Source organism: Streptomyces xanthophaeus (assembly GCF_000725805.1).
GTDB classification, from domain to species: Bacteria; Actinomycetota; Actinomycetes; order Streptomycetales; family Streptomycetaceae; genus Streptomyces; species Streptomyces xanthophaeus.
Genome location: NZ_JOFT01000046.1, coordinates 58,455 through 81,864 on the forward strand (window position 1 = coordinate 58,455; position 23,410 = coordinate 81,864).

The following is a 23,410-nucleotide window of genomic DNA, read 5'->3' on the forward strand; positions in this document are numbered from 1 at the left end:
GACAGGGTGTCTGAGCGCGATCAAACTAGAGCCGGGCCGGAGTGTTGCTCACGGAACCACCTCAATCCGCCAGGGATTGGCCTGTTCCGCCGGCCTTCGCCGTCGGCACCCCATGGGCAGTGCCCATTCCACGGAACACCCCGCGCGTCCTCAACCTGCTCAAGGACGGCGAACAACCCGCGCCTCACGAGATCGCGGGGCTGCGGCGCTCCAGGAGTACGACGTCCCGCCAGACGCCGTGGTGGCGGCCGATCCGCTCGCGGGTGCCGATGACCCGGAAGCCCGCTCGCTCGTGAAGGGCGAGGCTGGCGGTGTTCTCGGGGAAGATCCCGGACTGGACGGTCCAGATCCCGGCGGCTTCGGTGGAGGCGATCAGCGCGTTCAGGAGCGCTGCTGCGACGCCGCGGCCGCGCGCTTCGGGGTGGACGTACACGGAGTGCTCCACCACGCCCGCGTAGGCGCAGCGGTCCGAGACCGCGCTCGCCGCGATCCAGCCGAGGACCCGGCCGTCCTCGCCGACGGCGGCGAAGCGGTGTTCCGCGAGCTTGGAGGCGTCGAACGCCTCCCATGCCGGGGCGGTGGTCTCGAAGGTCGCGTCGCCTTCGTCGATGCCTGCCTGGAAGATCGCCAGGACCTGCGAGGCGTGCGCAGCCGTCATCGGCAGGAGGGCCGGTTCAGTTGCCATGGGCGGTGCCGGTCAGAAGGGCGCCCATCGCTGCCACGACGGACGGCTCCACGCGGTAGTACACCCAGGTGCCGCGGCGCTCGGAGGACAGGAGCCCGGCCTCCTTCAGCTTCTTCAGGTGGTGGGAGACGGTCGGCTGGGAGACGCCGACGTCGGAGATGTCGCACACGCATGCCTCGCCGCCCTCGTGGGAGGCGACGGCGGAGAAGAGGCGCAGGCGCACCGGGTCGCCGAGGGCTTTGAACATCTTCGCCGCCACCTCGGCCTCGTCCGCCGACATGGGGCGCTCGTTCAGCGGCGGGCAGCAGGGTGCGACGGCCTGATCGGCTTCCAGGAGCGGCAGGGCCTTGGCATTCGACATGCATCTATGTTGACACATGTCGAACCAATAGGCGGGTTTGATTTGATGGATGTCTATGTTGACGTTCGTCGAAGCAAGTGCCATGCTGGCGGCACAAGGCATCGACAGATGTCGAAACAAAAAGGAGTCGACCGTGGACGCGCCTGCCATCACCGACCTGCCCGTCGTCGTCATCGGGGCCGGACCCGCCGGACTCGCGGCCGCCGCCCACCTCGTCGACCGCGGCATCGACCCCCTCGTCCTGGAAGCCGGCCCCGCCGCCGGATCAGCAGTCCGGGAGTGGTCGCACGTCCGGCTGTTCTCCACCTGGGGAGAGGTCGTCGACCCGGCTGCCGAAAAGCTCCTCGCCCCCACCGGCTGGGTCAGGCCCGACCCGGCCGCGTACCCGTCCGGCGGGGACTGGGCGGAGCGCTACCTCCAGCCCCTCGCCGATGTCCTCGGCGAGCGGGTCCGCTACCAGGCGACGGTCACCGGCGTCTCCCGCACCGGCCGGGACCGCATCGTCGACGCCGGCCGCGACGCCCAGCCCTTCGTCGTCCACTACGAGACCGGCGAAGGGCGCGAGCAGCGGGTCCTCGCGCGGGCCGTCATCGATGCCTCCGGTACCTGGTCCACGCCCGGCCCGGCCGGGGGAAGCGGTCTGCCCGCCCTCGGCGAGAAGGCGGCCCGGGACCGGATCTCCTACCGCGTCCCCGACCTGAAGGACCCGGCCGTCCGGGCCCGGTACGCAGGCAAGCGCACCGCCGTGATCGGCTCGGGCGCGTCGGCCTTCACGGCCCTGGCGTACCTCGCCGACCTCGCCGGGAACGAGGAGGACGGCGTGGGAACGCGCGCGGTGTGGATCCTGCGCCGCGGGATCTCCGGCTCCACCTTCGGCGGCGGCGAAGCCGACCAGCTCCCCGCCCGCGGCGCCCTCGGCCTCGCCGCGAAGGCCGCCGTCGACCGCGGATACGCGGACGCCGTCACCGGCTTCCGCACCGACGCCGTCGAGCGCGCCGGCGACGGCCGCCTCGTCCTCGTCGGGGAGGACGGCCGCCGTCTGGACCCCGTCGACGAGGTCATCGTCCTCACCGGCTTCCGCCCCGACCTGACCTTCCTCGACGAACTCCGCCTCGGCCTCGACGAGCGCCTGCAGGCGCCGGTCGAGCTGGCCCCGCTGATCGACCCCAATCAGCACTCGTGCGGCACCGTCTACCCGCACGGCGTGGGCGAGCTCTCCCACCCGGAGAAGGACGTCTACCTCGTCGGCATGAAGTCCTACGGCCGCGCCCCGACCTTCCTGGCCATGTTCGACCAGCCCGAGGCCGCCGAGGAGACCGGTGGCGGCTGCTGCGCGGCCCCGGCCACCCTCACCATCGGCGCCCCCGCCCCTGTCTCGGGAGGCTGCTGACTCCGGTGACCGAGGTCAGTCCGCGGTGCCCTCCAGGGCGCTGTCGGGGATCCAGGAGCCGTGGAGTCCGGCGCTCACGCGGTGGGGCAGGTGGACGGTGGCGATGCGGTCGAGGCCGCAGGCGTCGAGGACCAGCAGCTGGGAGGAGTCCTGCTTGAGGTCGGAGACGAGGGTCAGGAGGTAGCCGTCGTCCTCGCCCCGGGCCCCGGCCGCGGGGACGAAGAGCGCTTCACCGGGCATGCGGGCGTCGCCTACTCGGTGGATGCGGCGGGCGCCGGTGGTGCGGTCGTACTTGACGACGCCGTAGCCGCCGAAGCCCTTCTCGTCGGGGAAGGAAATGGCGTACTGGTAGCGGTTCTCGCTGCCCAGGTACTCCTCGTTGAGGGTGGGGAACTCCACCGCGAGGTCGTCGATGATCTGCTCGTCGACGGCGCCGGAGACCATGTCGACCACCCAGCGGCGCGTGTAGGAACGGGACACCGGCTCGGTACCCCGCCCGGGGGAGCCGGTCCACCAGTTCCAGGACAGCCGGAACCCCTCGCGGTCCACGGTGGGGCCTTCCAGGACGATGCGGCCCTGACCGTCCTCGTAGGCGTTGGCGACGTGCAGCATGTTGCCCGGCTCGATGGAGAACCAGCGGGTGCGGCGGGCGCCGTCGGCGCCGCGCGGCATGATGCCGATGCGCGACAGCTGCTGGTCGCTCCAGCCGTAGGGGATGCCGGAGTGCTCGGCCGGGTCGAAGGTGACGTTGCCCTCGACGAAGACCACGTGGCGGCGGGTGAGGGCGAAGTCGTGCTTGAGGGAGGCGGTCGCTCCCGGGACCTCGGCGCTGTCGACGATCTCACCCTTGGCGTCGGCGACGTAGTACGTCAGGAACGGCGGGAACGGCGAGGAACCGAAGAAGTGCAGTTCCCCCGTCTGCGGGTCCTCCTTGGGGTGCGCGGTCATCGCCGTGCGCAGCTTGCCGCGGAAGTCGTGGGCTCCGACCGTCTCCAGTTCCGGGGTGAGCTCGAAGGGGAGGTTCGCCTCGCACAGGGCGAACAGGCGTCCGGCGTGCTCGATGACGTGGGTGCCCGCGGTGCTGGCCGTCAGGTCGGGGCCCTCCTCCGTCATGTACGGGGCGCCGTCCAGCGCGGGTGTGTGCACCCAGCGGTTGCGGTACCACTCCGCCCGGCCTTCGCGCAGCCGGATCCCGTGGACCATGCCGCTGCCCTTGAACCAGTGCGTCGGGGTGACCCCGGGCTTGGGGTTGTGGCCGTTGCGGAGCAGGCGCCCGGTCAGCTCCGGGGGCAGCGTGCCCTCGACGGTGAGGCCGGTGGCGGTGATCTCGTCGGCGACGGGCGTGAAGTGACCGTTCAGGTAAGGCTTGTCGGCAGTCACGGCAGGAACCTCTTCCGGTGGATGTGCGGATGCGTCAGGCGGGTCAAGGGGGGCGCGGTGCGCGGGTCGGTGCGGCGGGCGAGGGAGAGTGCCAGGAGGGCGGTGGCGGCCAGGACCGCGGCCGAGACGGTGAAGGCGGCGCGGTAGCCGGCCGTGAGCGCCTCCAGGTGCGGCTGGTGGACGGCGGCGTGCGAGGTGACGGAACCGGCCAGGGTCGCGAGCGCGGCGAGGCCGATCGCACCTCCGACCTGACGGGTGGTGTTCACCAGGCCGCCGGCCAGCCCCGCGTCCTGCGGCGGGACCTCGTCCACGGCGAGCGCGGTGAGCTGGACGAAGGCGATGCTCAGCCCCAGGCCGACCAGGACGCTGGGGCCGAGGACGTCCGTGGCGTAGCTGCCGTGGGCACTGACGCGCGACAGCCACAGCAGGCCCACGGCCTCGGTGAACAGGGCCGTGGTCAAGGTCGTGGTGGCGCCGATGCGCCGGGAGATGCGGGACGCCACGGCCGCCCCGAGCATGTTGGCCGCGGCGAGCGGGAGTTGACCGGCTCCGGTGACCAGGGGATCGGCGCCGAGGACCTGTTGCTGGTAGAGGGGCAGGAAGAAGAACAGGGCGATCCACACGGACCCCAGCAGCGCCATCAGCAGGTTGCCCGCGGCGACCCGGCCGGTGGTGAACAGGCGCGGCGGCAGCAGCGGGTCCGGCCGCCGGAGCTCGATGGCGGCGAAGGCCGCGAGCAGCGCGGCGGCTCCGACGAGCGAGCCCAGGACCCGTCCGTCCGTCCAGCCGGCGCCGCGTGCGGTGGTCAGGCCCCAGACCAGGCAGGTCAGGGCGACGGTGACGACGGAGGTGCCCAGCAGGTCGAACCGCCCGGTGATCCGGACGGCCGTCCGTGGCACGAGCACCACCACGGCGGTCAGGACCAGTGCCGTCCCGGACGCCACGGAATGGAAGATCCAGGGCCAGCCCCACGCCTGCGTCAGGACGCCGCCCAGCAGGACGCCGCCCGCCCCTCCCGCTCCGGAGACCGCACCCCACACCCCCAGCACCCTGCCCCGCCCGGGCCCGGGCGGGTACAGGTCCATCGCCAGGGCGAGCGCGGCCGGGGCGATGGCCGCGGCGCCGAGGCCCTGAGCGGCCCGCGCCGCGATCAGCACGCTCGCGGAAGCCGCCAGGCCCGCTGTCAGCGAGGCCGCGGCGAACACCCCGAGACCGAGGAGCAGGACCCGGCGGCGCCCGAGGAGATCGGCCGCCCGGCCGCCGGCCAGGAGCAGCGCCCCGAACGCCAGGCCGTAGGCGTTGACCACCCAGGTGGTGCCTCCGTCGGACAGGCCCACCCCGGCGCCGATCTGCGGGAGCGCCACGTTCACGATCGACGTGGCGAGCATGACCGTGAACTGCGCTGCGGCGAGCGCCGCGAGCGCGGCTCCCGGCCTGGTCCGCCGCCCGGCAGGGGCCGCAAGAGGCGGCTCGGGTGCGGGCGGTGCCGGGCCCGTCCGTGTGTGGGGGAGGTTCATGGCGCACAGACTCGTGCGGGACGGTGTCCACTCTCCAGGCCGGAGACGGGCCGGGACTGTCCAGTCCTGTCCAGTCCTGTCCGCCCCCGTCCACCGGCCGGGCCCGCCGCCTTGCCTGGCCGGCCCCCGGACCCCCGGGCCCGGAACTCGGCGCGCCGCACGGCAGGGCTGGGGCTACGGAGTCCCCGGCGGGCCGTGCAGTTCCTGCTGCCACAGGGCCGCGCACAGCAGGTCGAGGCCCTGGCGCAGATGGCGCCGGTAGGTGCCGTACGGAAGGCCGAGACGTCGGGCCGCGGCCTCCTGCGTGGGCGCGCCGGAGAAGTAGCCCGCCGTCAGGGCCTCGCGGGCCCGCACGCCGCGCGGGTCACCGGCGAGGTCGTCCACCGCCTGGCGCAGCAGGGCGCGCAATTCGCCGACGGGCTCGGGCAGGTCTGCCGCCAGGCGGGAGCGCATCAGCGCACCGGAGGCGAAGGCACCCGCATCGCGCCAGTGCGTCAGCGCCTCCCGCACGGCCTGGTCGAAGGAGGCGCGCGAGACGGGCGACACGGGCGACGGCCCCGACGGGGCGGGCCCGCCGGTGGCCGATATGAAGCGACGCAGCCAGCTCTCCACGGGTTCCCGGCGCCAGTCGACGCCGAACAGCCCGTAGGTGTGCTCACCGACGCGCGGCCGCGCCCCGGTGTCGACGAGGCTGCCCTTGACGCGTTCGGCCCACGTCTCGGCGTCCCGGAAGACGGCGAAGCCGTAGGCGCGGCCGCGGGCACGCGCGGATTCCGCCTGGGCGCGGGAACTGCTCAGGTCGATGACGCGCGAGGGGACCTGGTAGCGCTCCGGGTAGATCGAGAAGCGGCTGATGCCGATGTGTTCGCCGGGACTCACCGCGGCGGTGGCGGCGGAGTACTCCCACGCCGCGGCGACGACCGGATCGGCGGCCAGGTCCTCGGGGTCGGGAGGGGCCGGCAGGGCGAGCCGGGCGGTGAACGCCACGACGCGGCCCGTACTCACGAGGCGGTAGACGCTGAAGGCCTGCGGCTGGCGCTGCGCCCAGTAGCGGACCAGTTCCGCGGAGGCCGTCCCCTCGGTCTGCGCCGCCATGCGCAGGACGACGGCGAGGTCGTCCGGGTGCAGGGGGCGGTCGTGGACCTCGTCCTCGCGGGACCAGGAGCGCACCCGTGCCAGGTTCTCACCCTCGCGGAAGAGATAGAAGAGCTCGTCCGTGACGGTCCACACCCGCTCCTCGGGTGCCTCGCGCAGGACGCGCAGGTACTCCTCCGCCAGGCGCCGGCGCATTGCGGCGAAGGCGGTGGGTGCCCGCCAGCGCAGGTCGGCGGCCAGGGTCTCGCGGGCGGCGTCGTGGGGGTGCAGTCCACGGTGCGTGGACTCCATGAAAGGGAGGTCCCTCAGCCAGGAGAACAGGAGGTGGGCGTCCTCCTCGGGCAGCACCGCGCAGAGCAGCTCCTCGGAGGTCGTGTACGCCTGCGCCGCCACCTCCAGGGCGCGGCGGTGGGCGGCCGTGGGCACCTCGCCGATCAATCCCGCCAGCAGGGTGCGCAGGACGTCCGCGGAGGGGGCCCAGACGCCCTCCTCGCCGCAGCCCGCCGATCCCGCGGCTGCCGCGAGCGACAGGGCCAGGGGGTTGCCCCCGGCGAACCGGAGCACCCGGTTGCGCAGTTCGGGCCGCAGCCGCGCCGCGCTCAGCAGACTGCGCGCCTGCTCCTCGGAGAACGGTTCCAGTTCGCTCACGTGCAGGAGCCCGGCCCAGGCGGGGTCGGCCGTCCACTGCGGCTGCGGTGCGAGCCGGCCGGCCAGGACGACCAGGGCGCCGTCCGCGGCGCGGGGCAGGAAGTGGTGCCACAGCCAGCTCTCCAGCCACTGGCAGTGCTCGAAGGAGTCCACGATCAGGACCGTGCCGGGAACGTCCGGGAAGGGACCGGCGGCGCGCTCGAAATCGGCCGGATCCCTGCTGACGAAGCGGCCGTCGAGTTCGACGACCGGCCGGCCCGCCGTACGGGCGTCGTCCGCCAGTCGGCGCAGCAGGGTCGACTTCCCGATGCCGCCCGGCCCGTACACGTAGAACGCGAACGGAGCCTGCGGATCACCAGTCAAGGCCTCCTCGAACCGCGTCAGTTGCACGCCCCGGCCGATGAAGGCCCGTACGCGCGCGCTGTTGAGTCTCTCTCCCACGGACACCATGACGGCTCCCGTTCCTCCTCGATCCTGCGTCGGACAGTCCGTGCCCCGGAAGCACAGCCCACCGGTGCCCGCCTCATGGAGACGGGTACGGGGCGGGTGCGGTGCCGGTCGGGCCCGTGTTTCTTCGGCGGATCCGATGCCCCGGGGAGGGGCGCAGGACCGCCGGCGGCGTCAGCCGTGGCCGGTTCCGCCCGCGCGGACGGGCGTGAAGTCCAGGGACAGGGAGGCGGGGCCGCGGGTGTAGAGGCCGGTCTCCCGGTACCGGAAGCCGGGGCTGTAGCGGACCTGGTCCAGCAGGGGCAGGAGCATCGCGGCGACGGTCTCGATCTCGGCGCGGGCGAAGGCGGCGCCGACGCACTGGTGGAGTCCGCTGCCGAAGGCGAGGTGCTGGGCGGCGGCGCCGAAGGAGCGGGCGGTGCCCAGGTCGGGGCGATGGATGTCGAAGGTGTCCGGGGCGGTGAAGGCGGCGGGATCGCGGTTGGCCGCGCCGATCATGCAGAAGACGGTGGCCCCCGCGGGCACGGTGGTACCGGCGAACTCGGCTTCCCGCTCGGCCAGTCGGGGGATGAGCTGGACGGGCGGGGTGTAGCGCAGGGTCTCGGCGATCGCGGCGGGCAGCAGGGAAGGGTCCCGGCGGACGCGGGCCATCTGCTCGGGGTGGTCGATCAGGTGCTTGAAGAGGAGGGCGAGCGTCTTGTCCGCGGGCTCGGTCGCGGCGATGAGGACGTTGAGGATCAGCGCGGTGACCTCGCGGTCGCTCATGGCGACGCCGTCGAACTCGGCCGTGCACAGCTTCGAGATCAGGTCCTCGCCCGGGTGGCGGCGCCGTTGCCCGATGACGGGGAGGAGGTAGGACTCCAACTGCGCGGCGCAGTCCAGGCAGTGCCGGCGCCGCTCGGGGGTGAGGACGATGCTGGTGACGAACTCGGCGACCCCGCTGTGCCAGGCGGCCACTTGCCGCCAGTCCTTCCTGTCCAGGCCGAGGACGTCGAGGGTCACCTGGACGGCGAAGGGCCTGCCGAAGTCCTCGACGAGGTCCATCCGTCCGCGGGGCAGGAAGGGCGCGACGAGGTCGGCGGTGTTGGCGTGGACGGCCCGCACCTGGTCCCGCAGGGCCTGCCCGGTGAAGCCGCGGACGAACAGCTTGCGCTTGGCGGTGTGCTCGGCCCCCGTCATCTGGGCGAGGACCGGACCGCGCATCACCGGCTCGGCGCGCACCTGGAGGGTCTCGGTGCTGAAGGCTTCGTGGTCGGTGAGCACCCGTTTCACGTCCTCGTAGCGGGAGAGGAAGTAGCTGTCGACCGCCGGTTCGTAGTGCACCGGCGCCTGCTCCCGCAGCCGTGCGAAGTGGCGGTAGGGGGAGGCGGCGAAGTCCTCCGAGAGGACGCTGAAGGCGGAGCCGGAGCCGGTCGTGGGCATGGCGGAGTACCTCTCGACGTGCGGGAACACCAGGGACGGGACGTTCCCTCCGGGAGCGCGCCGCGCGAGGGACCGGGCGGGAACCGGCCCGCCAGAACCTCAAGACGCCGCAGGGGTGCCATCGGTTGTCTCAGCGGGCCACCCCGGCAGGTTGATGCGGTACTCGACGGAGGGGTCCCCGCGCAGGGAACGGGCCACCTCGGCGACCGTGCGCGCCTGGGCCGCGGACAGGCCCCGGCCCGCCCACAGCAGCGCCGCGGCGTCCACGGCCTCGGAGGCCGCGGGTCCCGGCCGCTCGGGCAGCCGGACGCCGGTCAGCGCGGCCAGGTCGCCGGCTCCGATCCCCAGGAGGGCGGCGAAGTCCGTGACCGGACGGGGCGTCAACTCCTGCTCACCCGCGCCGATCACGCCGTAGGTGGACGCCGACAGATATGTGGGCGTCACCACCGCCAGGGCGTGGGCCAGGCCGGTCCTGTTCAGGTTGCGGTACCGGAACATGCGGATCAGCCGGCCGCCGGGACCCTCGGCGAGGGGTGTGCGGTCCTTCGGGGTGAAGCGTGAGCTGCGCTCCTCCCGTGGCAGCGAACGTATGAGCCGCAGGAGTTCACTGCGTCCCGTCGGCGGGAGGTGGACCGCATCCCGCACGATGTGCGGGACCCAGGCTGCGGCCTCGGCGTCCAGCGGCGCCGTGTCGTCCGGGACTTCCACCCCCGCGAGGACGAACAGATCGACGGCGTGGAGGTCCAGCGCATCCGCGAGCGCCCGGATCAGCGCTTCGCCCGGGGGTCGTCGTGCGAGCACGGCCCGGACCTCGTCCGCACTCACCCCGGCGCGGCCGGCCAGCTCCTGCACGCCGGTCCCCCTGTGGGCCAGCAGACGCCCCAGCGCGGCGCCGAACCCGGGGGAGGCCGTCATCGCCGGCCCGCCCTCAGTGCGGCGAGGAAGTCCATTCTGGTTTCCAGTTCGGCCAGGTCCCGGCCGGTGAGCTGCTCGATCCGGGTCATGCGGTGGCGCAACGAGTTGACGTTCAGGTGGAGTCGGGCGGCGAAGGCGTGCCGGGTCCGGGCCGGGATGACGATCGAGGCGATCGGCCTCTACACCAACAACCCGCCCTGCGGCGCGATGCGCGGCTTCGGCGCCGTCCAGGCCTGCTTCGCCTACGAGGCCCAGATGGACAAGCTCGCGGCGAAGCTGGACATGGACCCCGTCGAGTTCCGCCGGCTGAACGCCATGGAGCAGGGCACGGTCATGCCCACCGGCCAGCCGGTCGACTCCCCGGCCCCGGTCGCCGAACTGCTGCGCCTGGTCAAGGAACGCCCGCTGCCGCCGGAGCGCCAGTGGGAGTCCGCCGACGGCGAGGCCGACGTACGCGCACTGCCGGGCGGGCTCTCCAACACCACGCACGGCGAAGGCGTCGTCCGCGGCATCGGCTACGCGGTCGGCATCAAGAACGTCGGCTTCTCCGAGGGCTTCGACGACTACTCCACCGCCAAGGTGCGCATGGAGGTCATCAACGGCGAGCCCGTCGCACTGGTCCACACGGCCAGGGCGGAGGTCGGCCAGGGAGGCATCACCATCCACGCGCAGATCGCCCGCACCGAGCTCGGCGTACAGCAGGTCACCATCCACCCCGCCGACACCCAAGTGGGTTCGGCCGGTTCCACCTCGGCCGGGCGCCAGACGTACATGACCGGCGGTTCGGTCAAGAACTCCTGCTCGCTCGTCCGCGAGCAGGTCCTGGAGATCGGCCGCCGCAAGTTCGGCGCGCACCACCCGGCGTGGACCGGCGGCCGGCTCCTCCTGGAGAGCGGCAAGGTCGTCACCCACGACGGCGAGGTCCTCGCCACCCTCGTGGACGTCCTGGAGGACGAGGTCGTGGAGATCGAGGCCCAGTGGCGCCACCCCACCGAGCCCTTCGACCTGGTGACCGGCCAGGGCAACGGCCACGTGCAGTACTCCTTCGCCGCGCACCGGGCGGTGGTGGAGGTCGACACCGAGCTCGGCCTGGTCAAGGTCATCGAACTGGCCTGCGCCCAGGACGTCGGCAAGGCGCTCAACCCGCTGTCCGTCGTCGGCCAGATCCAGGGCAGCACCGTCCAGGGGCTGGGCGTCGCGGTGATGGAGGAGATCATCGTCGACCCGAAGAGCGCGAAGGTGAAGAACCCCTCCTTCACGGACTACCTGATCCCGACCATCCTCGACACGCCGACGATCCCGGTCGACTACCTCGAACTTGCCGACCCGAACGCGCCGTACGGGGTGCGCGGCATCGGTGAGGCCCCGACCCTGTCGTCCACCCCGGCCGTCGTCGCGGCGATCCGGAACGCGACCGGCCTGGAGCTGAACCGGACGCCGGTGCGGCCCGAGCACCTCACGGGGACCTGACCCGCACCGTCAGCTGTCGGGGAGGGCGTACAGGCCGCTCACGCGGGCGCCGCGCAGGCGCTTCGCGCGGATCGCCCTCATACCCGCGTGCAAGGCCGAGGTGCCCTCCCGGTAGCCGTCCTCGATCGGCAGGTAGTAGCAGACGTTGAAGTACGCGAACGGCGCCGGGCACGAGGGGTCGGTGCCCACGGCCCGCAGCCAGGTCGTGCCGCCGAAGTGGTAGTACAGCCCGAACGCGACCATCCGGCGGCCGTCGTGGACGGCCGCCACCCGGGCCCGGTCGCCCATGGCCCCGGCCTGGCGTTCCAGCAGGCCGGTCATCACGCGCTCGCTGTCCGCCGCGTGCCCGTGGGACTGCTGGAGGGCGGCCAGCAGCCGTCCCGCCTCGCGGAAGCAGTCGCCCAGCGGCAGCTGCCGTACGCGCAGCCCGGCGGAGCGGAACTCCAGGCGCTCGCGGCGCACGGCGAGCTGCCGCTTCCTGGGCAGCGAGGCGAGGTAGTCGTCGAATCCCGTGCCGGGCAGGGGGATCAGCGCGTCCTCCTCCACCGGCCGGGGCACGGCGGCGTACAGCGGTGCGAGCAGGGCGGCGGCCGGTTCCGTCAGGTACGGCCACCAGTGGGTGGTGCCGTGTTCCGCCGCGTACGACCGGGCCGCGTCCCGCAGCAGGGCCAGGCACGCGGCGCGGAGGCCGGCGGGCAGGGACGGGTCCGTCAGCGGGGTGCTGTGGTAGCCGCGCCGGGCGCCCGCCACCACTCGCGGCAGGGCGGCGCCGGGGGCCGGCTCCGGGGGGTCGTAGAAGGAGTTGGGTTCCGTGTGGACCAGGTAGAGCGGCGCGGCGGCGAGCAGGGTGCCGTCGTCGTCGCGGACCAGGGCGTAGGCGGCCGTGGCGGTGGGATCGGCCTCCTCCCCGGCGAGCCAGAGGTGGGAGAGGTAGAGGCCGGCGGGCCGGGCGAGGCGGTCCCAGTCGGCGGCGGGGACCTGGGCGATGCCGGTGATGATGTCGGTCTTCACTGTGCCGTCCGTGGGGAGTCGGTCGGGGCTGCGGGCGGTGCGGGCGGTGCGGGCGGGACTGCGGGCGGGTCCGCGGCCGGGGTGCGGCCGGGATCGGGAGGCGTGGGCGTCCTGAGCGCCGGTACGGCCGCCAGCGCGAGCAGGCAGGCCGCGCACTGCACGATCCACGGCCACAGCGCCCCCGCGTCGAGCAGCAGGGTGAACAGGGCGGGGGCGGTGATGCTGCCGAGGGCCCAGGACAGCTGGTAGAGGCTCTGCCGGCTGCCCCGCGCCGCACTGGGCGTGAGGGTCACGGACAGTTCGTTCATCGCGGGGGAGTAGAAGATCTCCGCGAGGCTGAACAGGACCATCGCCACCAGGAGCGCGGGCCAGGCCGGGACGTCCGGTCCGTCCAGGGCCGGCGCCGCGAACACCGGCATGGAGAGGGCGAGGAGCGCGTACCCCAGGGCGACCGTGTGCCGCCGCTGGGCGGGTGCGACGTGCGCGGTGAGCGGGCTGGTGAGCAGGGACACCATCACCGTGTTCAGGACGAGCAGCAGGCTCGCCGTCCAGGCCGCCAGTCCCAGGACCACGGTGGCGTACAGGGCGATCAGCACCGACAGCATGGACTGGGCCAGCACGAAGGGCACGTTGCAGGCCACCAGCAGCAGGTAGGGGCCGATGCCGTCGCTGCCGGACCGGCGGGCTCGGGTGCGGGTGCGGGCAGGGGCGCGGGAGGCTTCGGCCCCGGCGCCCGGCCTGCGGCCGCGGGCGCGGTTGCCCTCCTTCGGGTTCGGGGCGGCAGGCCCGAGCGGCACCCTGGCGAAGCAGAGCGCCCCGAGCAGGTAGAGCGGCGCCGCCGTGGCCACCAGCCCGCCCAGAGCGTCCGTTCCGAACAGCCCGAGCGTCCCGGCGGCCAGACCGGCGCCCGCGCCGAGCCCGATGTTGCGCAGGCTGCCGGTGAACGCGAACCAGGCCCGCGCCTCCTCGGTGGCGGTGGCCCGCGTGATCAGGGTCCGCTGTGCGGTGTAGTACGCGTTGACGCCGGACTGGACCAGCAGGTAGGAGCAGGCGATCTGCCACGGGCTGTGGGCCACGAGGAAGGACAGGAACCCGACGGCGCTCACCAGGTTGGCGGCCACCGTGACCCGCCGCGGACCCTGCCGGTCCATGGACCGGCCGGTGAGGAACACCACGGGGAGCGCGGCGAGCTGCCCGATCGTGACGGCCGCCCCCACCGCCGAGACGGACAGGTCGCGGGCGGTGGTGAAGTAGAGCAGGCCCAGCGGGAGCAGCATGCCGCTGCCGAGGGAGTCGACCAGGTTGCCGGTGACGAACCGGCCGTGGCCGCGCAGGGACGGCAGGCCGAGGGCGCGCCGTACCCTGCCCGGCGCGGCGGCGGGAGCGGCGGAGTCGGTGGGGGAGGGGGAGGAGGTCACGGCGTCAGCAGGTTCCGGATCTTCGCCAGGATCTCCTCCCGGGGGAAGCCGTGGGCCGCGTGCAGCTCCGTCAGGGCCTTCACGGTCGGCTGTTCCTCCCCTTCGGCGAGGGTGAGGACCACGATGTCGCCGTGACCGGTGTCGTCGATGACCAGCTCGTGCGCGGTGACCACGTCGAGCCGCTCCCGCAGCTCCGTGCGCGCCGCGTCGGGCAGCCGCTCGGGCGAGAGGAACTCGATCGCCCAGCGCGTGCGGCCGGCCGCCGCGGCCGGAGCGGTACGCCCCAGGGCCAGGTCCGCGAGGGCTGCGAAGGTGTTGGTGCCGGAGGCCGCGCAGGACAGGGTCGTGGCGCCACCGATCCGCGGGTTCACCTCCAGCACCACGTAACGGGAACCCGTGTAGATCATGTCGACGTTGACCGAACCGAGCACGCCGAGCTCCTCGCACAGGGCGACCAGCTTGCGGGCGACCGGCTCGAAGGCGGCGTCGGCCTCCGGCCGCGGCCCGCACCAGCGCAAGTCGGCGAAGGTGAAGGCGGGTTCGGTGCCCGCCCGGCCGGTCCAGCACAGCGGCAGCACCCGGTAGCCACCGGGCCCGCCCACGACGTCCACGGAGCACAGGTCCCCGCTGACGCATGCCTCGACGACCGCCGACACGGCCGGAGGGTCCGCCAGATAGGCGTCGAGCGCCGCAGGGTCCGGCAGGGCGCGGATGCCCATGCTGGTGGAGTCCCAGATCGGCTTCGACAGCAACGGGTAGCCGATCCGCCGGGCCTCGGCGCGTACGGCGGCCGGGTACGCCGGAACGCCGAGCCCGCGCCCGGCCAGCAGGTCCGAATCGGCCCGGAAACCGCGCGGCACGTCGAGCCCGGCACGGAGCAGCAGTTGCTTGGTCTCCCATTTGTCGACCAGCGCCAGCGTCGTCCCGAGCGGGGACACCACGGTGGGGATGCCCTGCGCGTCGAGGAGTTCCTTCACGGTGGCGTCCCGTACCGCGTTCTCGCAGGGCAGCGAGATGGACACGGCGGCGGTCGCACCCCAGTCCGTCACCAGGGCCGCCAGTTCGGCCGGGGTGACGTCCGGGTCCACGCGCCGCCGGCCGCCCGGGAAGTCCTCGTCGCCCGCCTCGCCGTGGGTGTGGAAGAGCATGCTCTCCACGCCCTGTTCCGCCAGGGCGCGGACGGCCTGCTGCACGTAGGGATCGGCGCGCTGGATGGCGACGGACCGCAGGAACGCCAGCTTCTGCATCTGCTCGGTCACAGGTCGGTTCACTTTCAGACGGGTGCCACTGGCGGCCAGGTCGGCCAGTCGGCGGGCCTCGGCAGGGGACGCGGCGCGGGCCACGACGTGGCCGACGCGGCCCGACGAGTCGGACGGCTCCGGGACGGTGTCCCCGGGCCGGAGGTGGATCTCGCTGTGCGTACCGGGGACTTCGGGCACGAAGACCCCTTCCAGGACCCCGGCGTGCCCGGGCAGCAGGAAGCGGATCGCCGCCGCCCCGTCACGGGTGGGTACGACCTGCGGCGGCCGTCCGGTCACCGCCATCAGGTAGGCCTCGGCCTCGCGGAGCCCGGTCGCCGCCTCGACGACCTCGCAGATGTTGTCCCCGGGCAGCCGTGCCCCGGTCTCGATGACCACCGGACGGCCCGTACCGGGCGGGACCTTCAGCTCGGTGTGCGCGATCCCGTTGCGGACACCCACGGCCAGGGCGGCTCGGGCGGCGGTGTGCTGCACCGCCAGGGTCAGTTCCGGGGACAGCCCGGCGGGGCAGCTGTGCCCGGTCTCCACCCGGTAGCGGCCGTGCGTGGTGTCCTTGCGGACCACCGGCAGGGCGTAGGCGACGCCGTCGCACACCACCGTCTCCGCCGAGTACTCCTCGCCGGGTACGTAACTCTGCAGCAGGACCCGGGAGTCCAGGGGCAGACCGTGCGGCGTGGCCACCGTGTACCGGGTGGCGGCCGCGACCGCGGCGGCGAGCTCCCCGGGGCCCCCGATCACGCTCACACCCCAGGAACCGCCCTGCTCCGCCGGTTTGACCACCAGCGGCCATCCGAGCTGCCCCGCCCCGGCCAGCCGCCACGCCTCCTCTGCGTCCGCGGCCACCCTCCCGCGCGGAGCCGGGACCCCGGCGGCCCGGAAGGCCTGTGCCATCGCGATCTTGTTGCGTGCCGCCCGGGCCCGCAGCGGGTCGTTGCCGGGTACGCCCAGCCGTGCGGCCAGCTCGGCGGCCAGCGGGGTGAGCAGCTCCCAGCAGGCCGCGACCGCCCCGATGCCGTGCTCGCGGCAGAAGGCCTCCATGTCGTCGACCGCACGGGCGGGGTCGGTCAGGTCCGTGAAGCAGACTCCGGCCAACGCCCGTGCCAGGCCGGGCGGGTAGGACGCGTGGACCGTCCGGTGCGTCGCGGCGTACAGGGACAGCCCCATCCGTTCGGCGGCCGCCACGAGGAACTGTCCGGCGTTCCCCATCGGCTCCACGACGAGGACGCCGGTACACGGTACTTCGCTGATGTTCACGAGGCCCAACTAGAACGGGCCGCCCGCCGCACCGTCCATCGGGCTGTCCTCCTAAAACAACCCCCTGGTGGGGCCGGTGATTTGGTCAAAGATCCAGACAAAGGGCGCTGATCTGGCGGCCAGTTGGTGTGGACAGCCCATGGCATCAACAAAATGTTGCGTGCTCGAATGCCCGGGACGGTGACGACATCGGTACGGCCCCCGAACGGGAGATCGATCGTGAACGACCTGCGCCACGACCTGCGCCACGAGCTCGCCGAATGCATAGACCAGGGCGTGATCCCGCCCTACCAGTACTCCTATCCGCCGCGCTCCACCTACCGCCCCCTGGCGGAAGGCGCCTGGAACACCCACGACATCTGGGCCGAGGACCTGGAGGCCTACCAGGTCCCCGAACTCAACCTCTACCTCCACGTGCCCTTCTGTCGCTACAAATGCGGCTTCTGCAACCTCTACACCGTCATCTCCACCGACGAGGACCTCTACGACGCGTACACCGACGCCCTCTGCACCCAGATCCGCGACCACGCGGAGATCATCCAGGCCCGCCGGCTGCGCACCGTCTACATCGGCGGCGGCACCCCTGCCCTGCTGTCGACGCGTCACTTCGAGCAGATATTCCGCACCCTCGGCGAGGTCTACCCCAACTGGCGCTCCACGGTCGAGGAAGTGGCCGTCGAGGCCACCCCCGACTCGATCGTCGCCGACCCCGAGGGCTTCAGCAGACTCCTCGACCTGGGCCTGACCCGCGCCAACATCGGCATCCAGTCGCTCGAACCCAAGGAGATCCGCGAGGCCGGCCGCGGGCAGGCCGGCGAGGACGTCATCCGGCAGGCCATCGCCATCGTCCAGGAACGCGGACTGCCCGACCTCTCCACCGACCTGATCATGGGATTCGCCGGGCAGACGACGCAGACCTGGCGCCGCTCCGTCGACGAACTGGCCCGGCTCGGCCCCACCACCATCTCCACCTACTTCCTCACGGTCCGCCCCGACGCGTGGTTCTCCCGGACCGGCGCCTACCAGTACATGTGGAAGCCGGAGCTGTACGAGCGCTACGACTACGCCCGGCAGGTCTTCACCGAGCACGGCTACGTCCAGGAAGGCTCCGTCCGCTACAAGAAGCCCGGCCGCGGCGGCTACGTGCAGAAGGTGCTCACCTTCCACGGCGTGCCCCTGCTCGGCCTCGGCGTCGGCGCCCGCTCCTACACCTCCGTCCTGGACTACATGACCGGCAGCGTCAAGCCGTCCCTGTCCGAGGTCTCCGACTACATCACCAAGGCCCGGGAGCACCGGCTGACGCCCACCACGGGATTCGTGCTCACGCCGGAGGAGATCGTCCGCAAGCGGCTGGTCCTGGACACCTTCGACCTCGACCTGCGCGAGCTGGACCGCTTCGGCCTCGACGCCATCGCGGGCGAGGTGGACGCGGTGCTCGACGCCGCCGAGGCCAACGGCCTGATCCACCGGGTCGGGCCGCGCCGCGTCCAGCTCACCCCCAAGGGCTTCAAGTACCGCGACATCCTCTCCTGGATGTTCTACTCCGACCACGTCAAGGGCCTCGACCGCGAGTACTACGAGGGCCTCCACCACGCCAACGCGCGCGCCCGCAAGAACATGGGCACCCCGGTCCGCATCACCGGCATCACGAACCGGGAGAGCGCGTGACGGACCGCACCACGGACCCGCACGAGGCCGTGGACCTGTACCTCGCGGCAGGCGGCGGCGGGGACCCGGTCGGTACGACGATCACCGCCGCGGCCCTCGCCGGGGCCACGGCCCGCACCCCCGGTACGCCCGGACCCCGCACCCCCGGTACGCCCGGAGCCCGCACCCTCGTCGCGACCTACGCCTGGGAGCGCCCGGAGGTCGACCCGACGCCCGGCCCCCTCGGTGCAGCCCACTTCACCGGCCCGGCTCCCGAGGACCGGGCGTACGGGGGCACGCTCCTGCTGACCCCGGAATCACGGCCCGTCCCGCCCGCCGGGTCCACCCTGCCTCGGCTGGCCGCAGACCTCCCCGCCCGGCTGCTGCTCCTGGACCCCTGCCAGGGCCTCGCGGCCATGGCCGCCCAGATCCGCCGACTGGCCGACGCCGTCGGCGCGCGCCACGTCCGGATCGTCGACATGGGCGGCGACATCCTCGCGCACGGAGACGAGGACACCCTGTGCAGCCCCCTGGTGGACGCGCTGGCGGTCGCCGCCTGCACCCTGGCGGACGTCGACGCCACGGTGTACGTCGCCGGCCCGGGCACCGACGGGGAGATCCCCCAGCACGTGCTCCTGGACCGGCTCGCCGACGCCCGTCACCACACCCCGACCGCCCGGGACGCGGACACCGCCGCCACGGCCCTGGCCTGGCACCCCTCCGAGGCGTCGGCGCTCTTCGCCGCCGCCGTGCACGGCGCACGCGGCACGGTCCGCACGGCGGACCGGCTCATCCCGCTCACCGATGCCTCCGCCCGCGTCTACGCACTGGGGCTGGACGAGGCACTGGCCCTCAACACGGTGGCCCGGCACCTCCTCGACGCCCGCCCGGACACCTTGGACGAGGCCGCCGACCTGTCGGCCCGACTGACGGGCATCCACGAGCTGGAACGCGAGCGCCGCGCACCCGCGGACCCGCCCGGGCTCCCCGTCGCGTCACCCGGACCGCGGCACACCGCCGAGGAGGCCATGGCCCTGATCCGCGAGCGGGCCCCGGAGGCCGCACACGCCACCTACCGGTTCGCGGCCCGCACCCTGGGCCTGGACTGGCACCACATCCCCGCCCTGCGCACCCTGCTGGACGCCGACGGCCCGCTGCTCACCCTGAGCTGACCGGGCCGCCGACGCGACGCCGGCGGACGTGCCCGGTCCCGGAGGCCGCCCAGGCTTCCGGGGCCGGGCACGCGGCTGCCGGCCGGGGGCCGCGCCGTCAGGACACCGGGGCCTTGCCGCGCAGCACGGTCAGGAACTCCCGCATCCACCGCGAGTGGTCGGGCCAGGCCCGAGCCGAGACGAGCGTGCCGTCGACGACGGTCTCGGAGTCCTCGAACTGAGCCCCGGCCGCCTTCATGTCCAGCTCCAGCGCCGGGTACGCGGTCACCCGGCGGCCGGTCAGGCCACCGGCCGCAGCCGTGATCAGCGGCCCGTGGCAGATCTGCGCGATCGGCTTGTCCGAGTCGGCGAAGGCGGCCAGGATCCGCCGCACCTCGGGGTCGTTGCGCAGGTACTCCGGCGCCCGCCCGCCGGGCACCACCAGGGCCACGTACTCCTGCGGGTCCACATCGGCGAAGGCCACGTCGGCGGGCCAGGTGTAGCCGGGCTTCTCGGTGTAGGTGTCGAAGCCGTCCTCGAAGTCGTGGACCACGAAGCGGAGCTTCTTCACCGCCGGGGCCGCGATGTGCACCTCGTACCCCTCCTCCCGCAGGCGCTGGTAGGGGTACAGGACCTCCAGTGACTCCGCCGCGTCTCCGGTCACGATGAGGATCCTCGCTGCCATGGGCCACTCCCGTCGGGGCTGTGCACGGACGGCTCCCTTGCCCGGGAGCCACCGCTACCCTGCCCGCGGAGCGCGGGCGGCACACACCGGTTGCGCCGCCCCGGGCCGGGGCCTCACTGTTCCTGCGGCGGCTTGCCCTCCGCCGCGGACACCTCGACGAACTCGACCTGGCCCTTGCCGTTGAGGCGCAGGATCGGGACGGCCTTGTTGCGCGGATTGCCGTTGTTCTGGAAGGAGATGAACCCGCTGGCCCCGGCCACCTGCTGGGTGCCGTCCATCTGGTGGAACATCCGGGCCACCGCGTCGCCGACGACCTGCCCCTGCCAGCGGGCCGCCATCTGGATGCCGTGTGCCGCGGTGAGGACCGCGTCGTGGCCCATCAGGGCGCCGCCGTCCTCACGGGGGTCGTGAGGGAACCACTGGTCCAGCAGTCCGCCCGGCTGGAAGTTCTTCGCGGACGGGGCGGACACCGCCTGCGGCGCCGAGCGGTACATGTCGGGGTGGGAGAGGCCGGTGTAGAGCATCTCGATGCCCGTCTCGGCGGCGTGGGCGAGCTGCTGGGCGCTCAGGTTGGTGGTGTCGTCCCCGGCGAACACGGTGAACTGCTGGTCGGTGCAGCTGCGGTTGGCGAGCGCGTCGAGGAAGTTGGTGAGGTGCTGGCCGCGGCCTGCGAAGTACACGAGCTGCGGACGCTGCTGGCACAACTGGCCGGGCATGTAGCGCAGTTCGTTCTGCCAGGCGCTGCTGACGGAGGAGTCGTAGGTCATGCGCTCGGCGACGAGCCGGTGCTTGTCGCCTTCCTGGAAGGCCTTGGTGAAGGCCGTGCCGAGGGTGGAGGCGTAGAGGTTGCCCTCCGCCACGTCCTGGATGACGACGGCGGTGGCGACGCCGCGCCGTTTGAGGTATCCGGCGCCCGCGTACGCCTCGTCCTCGTTGGTGGGGGCGACCCGGACGAAGCCGTTGATGCCCTGGATGTTCGTGGCGGTCATGGTGGCACCGACCATGGCGATGCCGTGTGCGGACAGGCGCTTGATGGCCGCGAGGTTCTCCTGGGTGCTGGGGCCGAGGCCGGCCACCGCGACGAGCCGGTCCGGGGAGTCCTTGCGGGCGATCAGCTCGTCGACGGTGTGCTTCCACTGCCCGGACCGGCTGCCCGGGTTGGCGATCAGCAGCCGGATCTTGGGGGTGGCGGCGAGGTCGCCCTGGTTGTGCCGGTACTGGGCCAGGTAGGCGCCCTGGAGTTCGTGCCGGACGCCCTCGGCGGAGTTGCTGTCCGCGGTGGTGTTGGTGAAGGAGGTGAAGTAGGCGACGCTCACGTACGGTTCCTCGTCCGCGTTGGCGAGGACCCGGCGGTTCTCCTCCTCGATCTTGCTGCTGACCGCGTCGAGGTCCGGCGCGAAGGCGTAGGAGCCGTCGGTCACTCCGACGCACTCGTCGGCCGCGCCCAGTTCGACGACCCCGTCGGCGCATCTGGCCTGGCGTTCCTGCAGCCACCCGACGCCCAGCCAGAGGGCCGCGACCAGGGCGACGGCGGCCGCGGTGGCGAGGGCCACCCGGCGTACGACGTGCAGGGGCCATTCGAGTCTGGGCACGCGCTCAGCCCTCCCAGCCGGCGGTCTGGGGATCGCGCCAATGGCGGTAGCGCTCCGCCTCGTTGAACAGGGCCACGATGTCGTTCCTCCGCAGTTGGGACAGCTGGGTGCAGCCGTCGGCGATGATGTCGCCCAGCCGCATGGCGGGGTCGGCGAGCGGATCGCTCCACACCCAGCGGGTGGTCACCAGGGTGTGGATCACGGACTCGGTGTCCACCACGCGCCCCGGGCGGCGCGGGACGAGCCCGGCGAGGAGTTCCAGCGGTCCGCCGTCGGCGGGCAGGCGGTTGGGCGCGGCCGTGATCGCGTCGAACTCGGAGATCCACTGCGCGGCGGGCACGGCGGTGAAGCGCCGCGTCAGGTGGGCGGTGACCTCCTCGGTCCGCCCGAGGGCGAGCTGGTGGTACATCTCCTGCACCGGCTTGCCCTCGCCGCGGTAGTACTCCGCGAGGAGTTCGTGCGCGGCGTCCCACCCTTCGGGCCGTGCGGCCAGCCGCCACAGGAGCAGCCTGCGCAGCCACGGGTGCAGTACGGGGACGACGGTGACGGGTCCGGTCAGCAGCCAGCGGGAGCGGATCTCGCCGAACAGGGAGTCGTCGGGGCTCAGCAGCCGCGTGCCGACGGAGAAGTCCCGGGCGGCGGCGCATTCGGCGAGGGCGGCGCGCTGGGTCGGGTCGAAGTCGCGCAGGAGGTGGCCGAGGGCGGTGTCGGCGAGGGTGGCGGTGGCCTCCCCGGTGCGCAGCGGCCGGTCGGGCAGGGTGCGCAGCCAGCGGTCCTGCTGGGGTCCCGAGTCCGGGGGCGTCCCGGCCTGCCGCAGTACGTCGAGGACCTGGTGGACGGCGCGCGGCAGTCCGCCGGTGAGCCGGTGCACGAAGGGGGTGAGGCGGGTCAGCGGCGCCAGGTCGCTGTTCCCGCCGAGCTGGAGCTCGATCCGGATCCGCACCTCGTCCAGATTGAGGTCGCGCAGGCGTAACGGGTACCACCAGGTGTCCTCGCTGTCGCGGGTCGGCCGGTTGGCGTTCCAGTCGGACAGGGAGGCCCGGTCGGGGCCGCGCAGCTGCCAGGGCCAGGAGTCCCCGGTGGCGGGACCCCAGCGGGGCAGCCAGCGGTTGGAACTGGCGACGACGGTCAGCGGGTCGCTGGCGTGGCCGGCCACGACCGTCTGGTCGTGCCGGGAGCGCAGCAGCAGGTCGAGGAAGCGGCGGCCGTACTCGGTGTGGGAGTTGTCGAGGAGCAGCAGGTAGGAACGGGGCATGAAGTTGCGGGCGGTGTTGCGCCGGAGGTCCTCCAGGAAGGCGGAGAAGAGGACGAGGTCGAGCCGCTCCTGTTCGTTCTCGTCGCCCTCGTGACGCCAGAGGTTGAGTTCCACGAGGGCTTCCATGGGGTCCGCGTTGCGGATCATGGGATGGCGCCCGTACCAGTGGGCGCCGGCGGTGAGCCGGTTGCCGAGTCTGCCGCCGAGCAGGCCCGGCATGGTGCGGCGGCCGCGCCGCAGGGCGTCCTGGAAGAGGGTCAGCGCGGCGGTGGAGGCTCCTTCGGGCATGCCGACCGCGCCCATGCCCACTTCGAAGAAGGCGGCCAGGTAGTCGCCGTGCCGGGCCTCGTTCTCCTCCTGGAACCGGTCGAGCTGGCGCTGCACCGCGCGCCGGCCCTCGGCGAGGCTGCGCATGCGCAGCTCCTGGTCGGATGCGAGCAGGCCGAGGCTGAGCAGCGGGAAGTGGGAGCGTCCGTAGCGGGGCAGTTTGCGTTCGAGCTGCCGGGCCAGGAGGCCGAGGGCGTAGCGCGGCAGCAGGGACTGGGCGCCGCCGAAGTTGACGAAGGCGAAGGGGTAGTCGGGCCCGAAGCGTTCCATGAGCGCGCTGTGCGCCTCGCTGGCCCCGCTGCCCGCCGGGCCGAGGAGCATGGTCAGGGGGCGCTCGGCCGCCGGGTCCTCCTTCAGGCATGAGTCGACCAGCGACAGGATGCCGCTGCGGCCCCGCAGGCCCATGCCCGTACCCGGCTCCATCACGCGTGATCCCCCCCAGGACGACGTTTCCGAGGACTAGAGACTGCCATCCGCAGGC

Annotated in this window: 16 protein-coding genes and 2 pseudogenes; 4 read left to right on the forward strand and 14 right to left on the reverse strand. The window is 73.0% G+C overall.

Annotated features, from left to right (window positions below):
* Positions 1 to 184: 184 nt before the first annotated feature.
* A complete protein-coding gene (locus IO30_RS0125385) occupies positions 185 to 685 on the reverse strand; it encodes a GNAT family N-acetyltransferase (RefSeq protein WP_031146495.1) in 501 nt (166 codons plus the stop codon).
* Positions 675 to 1,046, reverse strand: a complete 372-nt coding sequence (locus IO30_RS0125390) for an ArsR/SmtB family transcription factor (RefSeq protein WP_031146497.1) — start codon at positions 1,044 to 1,046, stop codon at positions 675 to 677. The genes IO30_RS0125385 and IO30_RS0125390 overlap by 11 nt, the downstream gene beginning before the upstream one ends.
* A 133-nt stretch (positions 1,047 to 1,179) precedes the next feature.
* On the opposite strand from IO30_RS0125390, the gene IO30_RS0125395 reads away from it, so the two are divergent.
* Positions 1,180 to 2,436, forward strand: a complete 1,257-nt coding sequence (locus tag IO30_RS0125395) for an NAD(P)-binding domain-containing protein (RefSeq protein ID WP_031146499.1) — start codon at positions 1,180 to 1,182, stop codon at positions 2,434 to 2,436.
* A gap of 15 nt (positions 2,437 to 2,451) precedes the next feature.
* Here the strand turns inward: IO30_RS0125395 and IO30_RS0125400 are convergent, their stop codons facing one another.
* The 6 genes and pseudogenes from IO30_RS0125400 to IO30_RS43760 form a co-directional block, all read right to left on the reverse strand.
* On the reverse strand, positions 2,452 to 3,816 hold the full coding sequence (locus IO30_RS0125400) for a carotenoid oxygenase family protein (RefSeq protein WP_031146501.1): 1,365 nt from the start codon (positions 3,814 to 3,816) through the stop codon (positions 2,452 to 2,454).
* Positions 3,813 to 5,333, reverse strand: a complete 1,521-nt coding sequence (locus IO30_RS0125405) for an MFS transporter (protein ID WP_078904818.1) — start codon at positions 5,331 to 5,333, stop codon at positions 3,813 to 3,815. Before IO30_RS0125405 ends, IO30_RS0125400 begins: the two co-directional genes overlap by 4 nt.
* A 174-nt stretch (positions 5,334 to 5,507) precedes the next feature.
* Complete coding sequence (locus IO30_RS0125410) at positions 5,508 to 7,517, reverse strand: DnaA/Hda family protein (RefSeq protein WP_202205072.1); 2,010 nt, start codon at positions 7,515 to 7,517, stop codon at positions 5,508 to 5,510.
* 180 nt (positions 7,518 to 7,697) lie between these two features.
* Positions 7,698 to 8,945, reverse strand: coding sequence for a cytochrome P450, cyclodipeptide synthase-associated (locus IO30_RS0125415; protein WP_031146507.1), 1,248 nt, complete (start codon positions 8,943 to 8,945; stop codon positions 7,698 to 7,700).
* 99 nt (positions 8,946 to 9,044) lie between these two features.
* Complete coding sequence (locus IO30_RS0125420) at positions 9,045 to 9,860, reverse strand: hypothetical protein (protein WP_051902584.1); 816 nt, start codon at positions 9,858 to 9,860, stop codon at positions 9,045 to 9,047.
* A pseudogene (locus tag IO30_RS43760) lies at positions 9,857 to 9,991 on the reverse strand (helix-turn-helix domain-containing protein); the annotation flags it as partial. The gene IO30_RS0125420 and the pseudogene IO30_RS43760, both read right to left, overlap by 4 nt.
* Before the next feature lie 31 nt (positions 9,992 to 10,022).
* Here IO30_RS43760 and IO30_RS0125430 point away from each other — a divergent pair.
* Positions 10,023 to 11,330 (forward strand): annotated as a pseudogene (locus IO30_RS0125430) (xanthine dehydrogenase family protein molybdopterin-binding subunit); the annotation flags it as partial.
* 9 nt (positions 11,331 to 11,339) lie between these two features.
* Here IO30_RS0125430 and IO30_RS0125435 read toward each other — a convergent pair.
* From IO30_RS0125435 to IO30_RS43765, 3 genes are read right to left on the reverse strand one after another with little or no spacing between them, the layout of a single operon-like run.
* Positions 11,340 to 12,341, reverse strand: coding sequence for a peptidogalycan biosysnthesis protein (locus tag IO30_RS0125435; protein WP_031146513.1), 1,002 nt, complete (start codon positions 12,339 to 12,341; stop codon positions 11,340 to 11,342).
* Positions 12,338 to 13,759 carry an MFS transporter gene (locus IO30_RS0125440; RefSeq protein WP_031146515.1) on the reverse strand — a complete coding sequence of 474 codons (1,422 nt, stop codon included), beginning with the start codon at positions 13,757 to 13,759 and terminating at the stop codon, positions 12,338 to 12,340. The genes IO30_RS0125435 and IO30_RS0125440 overlap by 4 nt, the downstream gene beginning before the upstream one ends.
* Complete coding sequence (locus IO30_RS43765; RefSeq protein WP_157853370.1) at positions 13,756 to 16,272, reverse strand: ATP-grasp domain-containing protein; 2,517 nt, start codon at positions 16,270 to 16,272, stop codon at positions 13,756 to 13,758. Before IO30_RS43765 ends, IO30_RS0125440 begins: the two co-directional genes overlap by 4 nt.
* A gap of 219 nt (positions 16,273 to 16,491) precedes the next feature.
* On the opposite strand from IO30_RS43765, the gene IO30_RS0125455 reads away from it, so the two are divergent.
* Together IO30_RS0125455 and IO30_RS0125460 are read left to right on the forward strand one after the other, a co-directional pair.
* Complete coding sequence (locus tag IO30_RS0125455) at positions 16,492 to 17,940, forward strand: coproporphyrinogen-III oxidase family protein (protein ID WP_234321784.1); 1,449 nt, start codon at positions 16,492 to 16,494, stop codon at positions 17,938 to 17,940.
* Positions 17,937 to 19,091, forward strand: a complete 1,155-nt coding sequence (locus IO30_RS0125460) for a DUF1152 domain-containing protein (RefSeq protein ID WP_051902587.1) — start codon at positions 17,937 to 17,939, stop codon at positions 19,089 to 19,091. The genes IO30_RS0125455 and IO30_RS0125460 overlap by 4 nt, the downstream gene beginning before the upstream one ends.
* A 97-nt stretch (positions 19,092 to 19,188) precedes the next feature.
* Here the strand turns inward: IO30_RS0125460 and IO30_RS0125465 are convergent, their stop codons facing one another.
* The 3 genes from IO30_RS0125465 to IO30_RS0125475 form a co-directional block, all read right to left on the reverse strand.
* Positions 19,189 to 19,755, reverse strand: a complete 567-nt coding sequence (locus tag IO30_RS0125465) for a DJ-1/PfpI family protein (protein WP_031146519.1) — start codon at positions 19,753 to 19,755, stop codon at positions 19,189 to 19,191.
* A gap of 113 nt (positions 19,756 to 19,868) precedes the next feature.
* A complete protein-coding gene (locus IO30_RS0125470) occupies positions 19,869 to 21,347 on the reverse strand; it encodes an ABC transporter substrate-binding protein (protein WP_031146521.1) in 1,479 nt (492 codons plus the stop codon).
* A 4-nt stretch (positions 21,348 to 21,351) separates the two neighbouring features.
* Positions 21,352 to 23,352, reverse strand: a complete 2,001-nt coding sequence (locus IO30_RS0125475) for a hypothetical protein (RefSeq protein ID WP_031146523.1) — start codon at positions 23,350 to 23,352, stop codon at positions 21,352 to 21,354.
* Between the last annotated feature and the right edge of the window lie 58 nt (positions 23,353 to 23,410).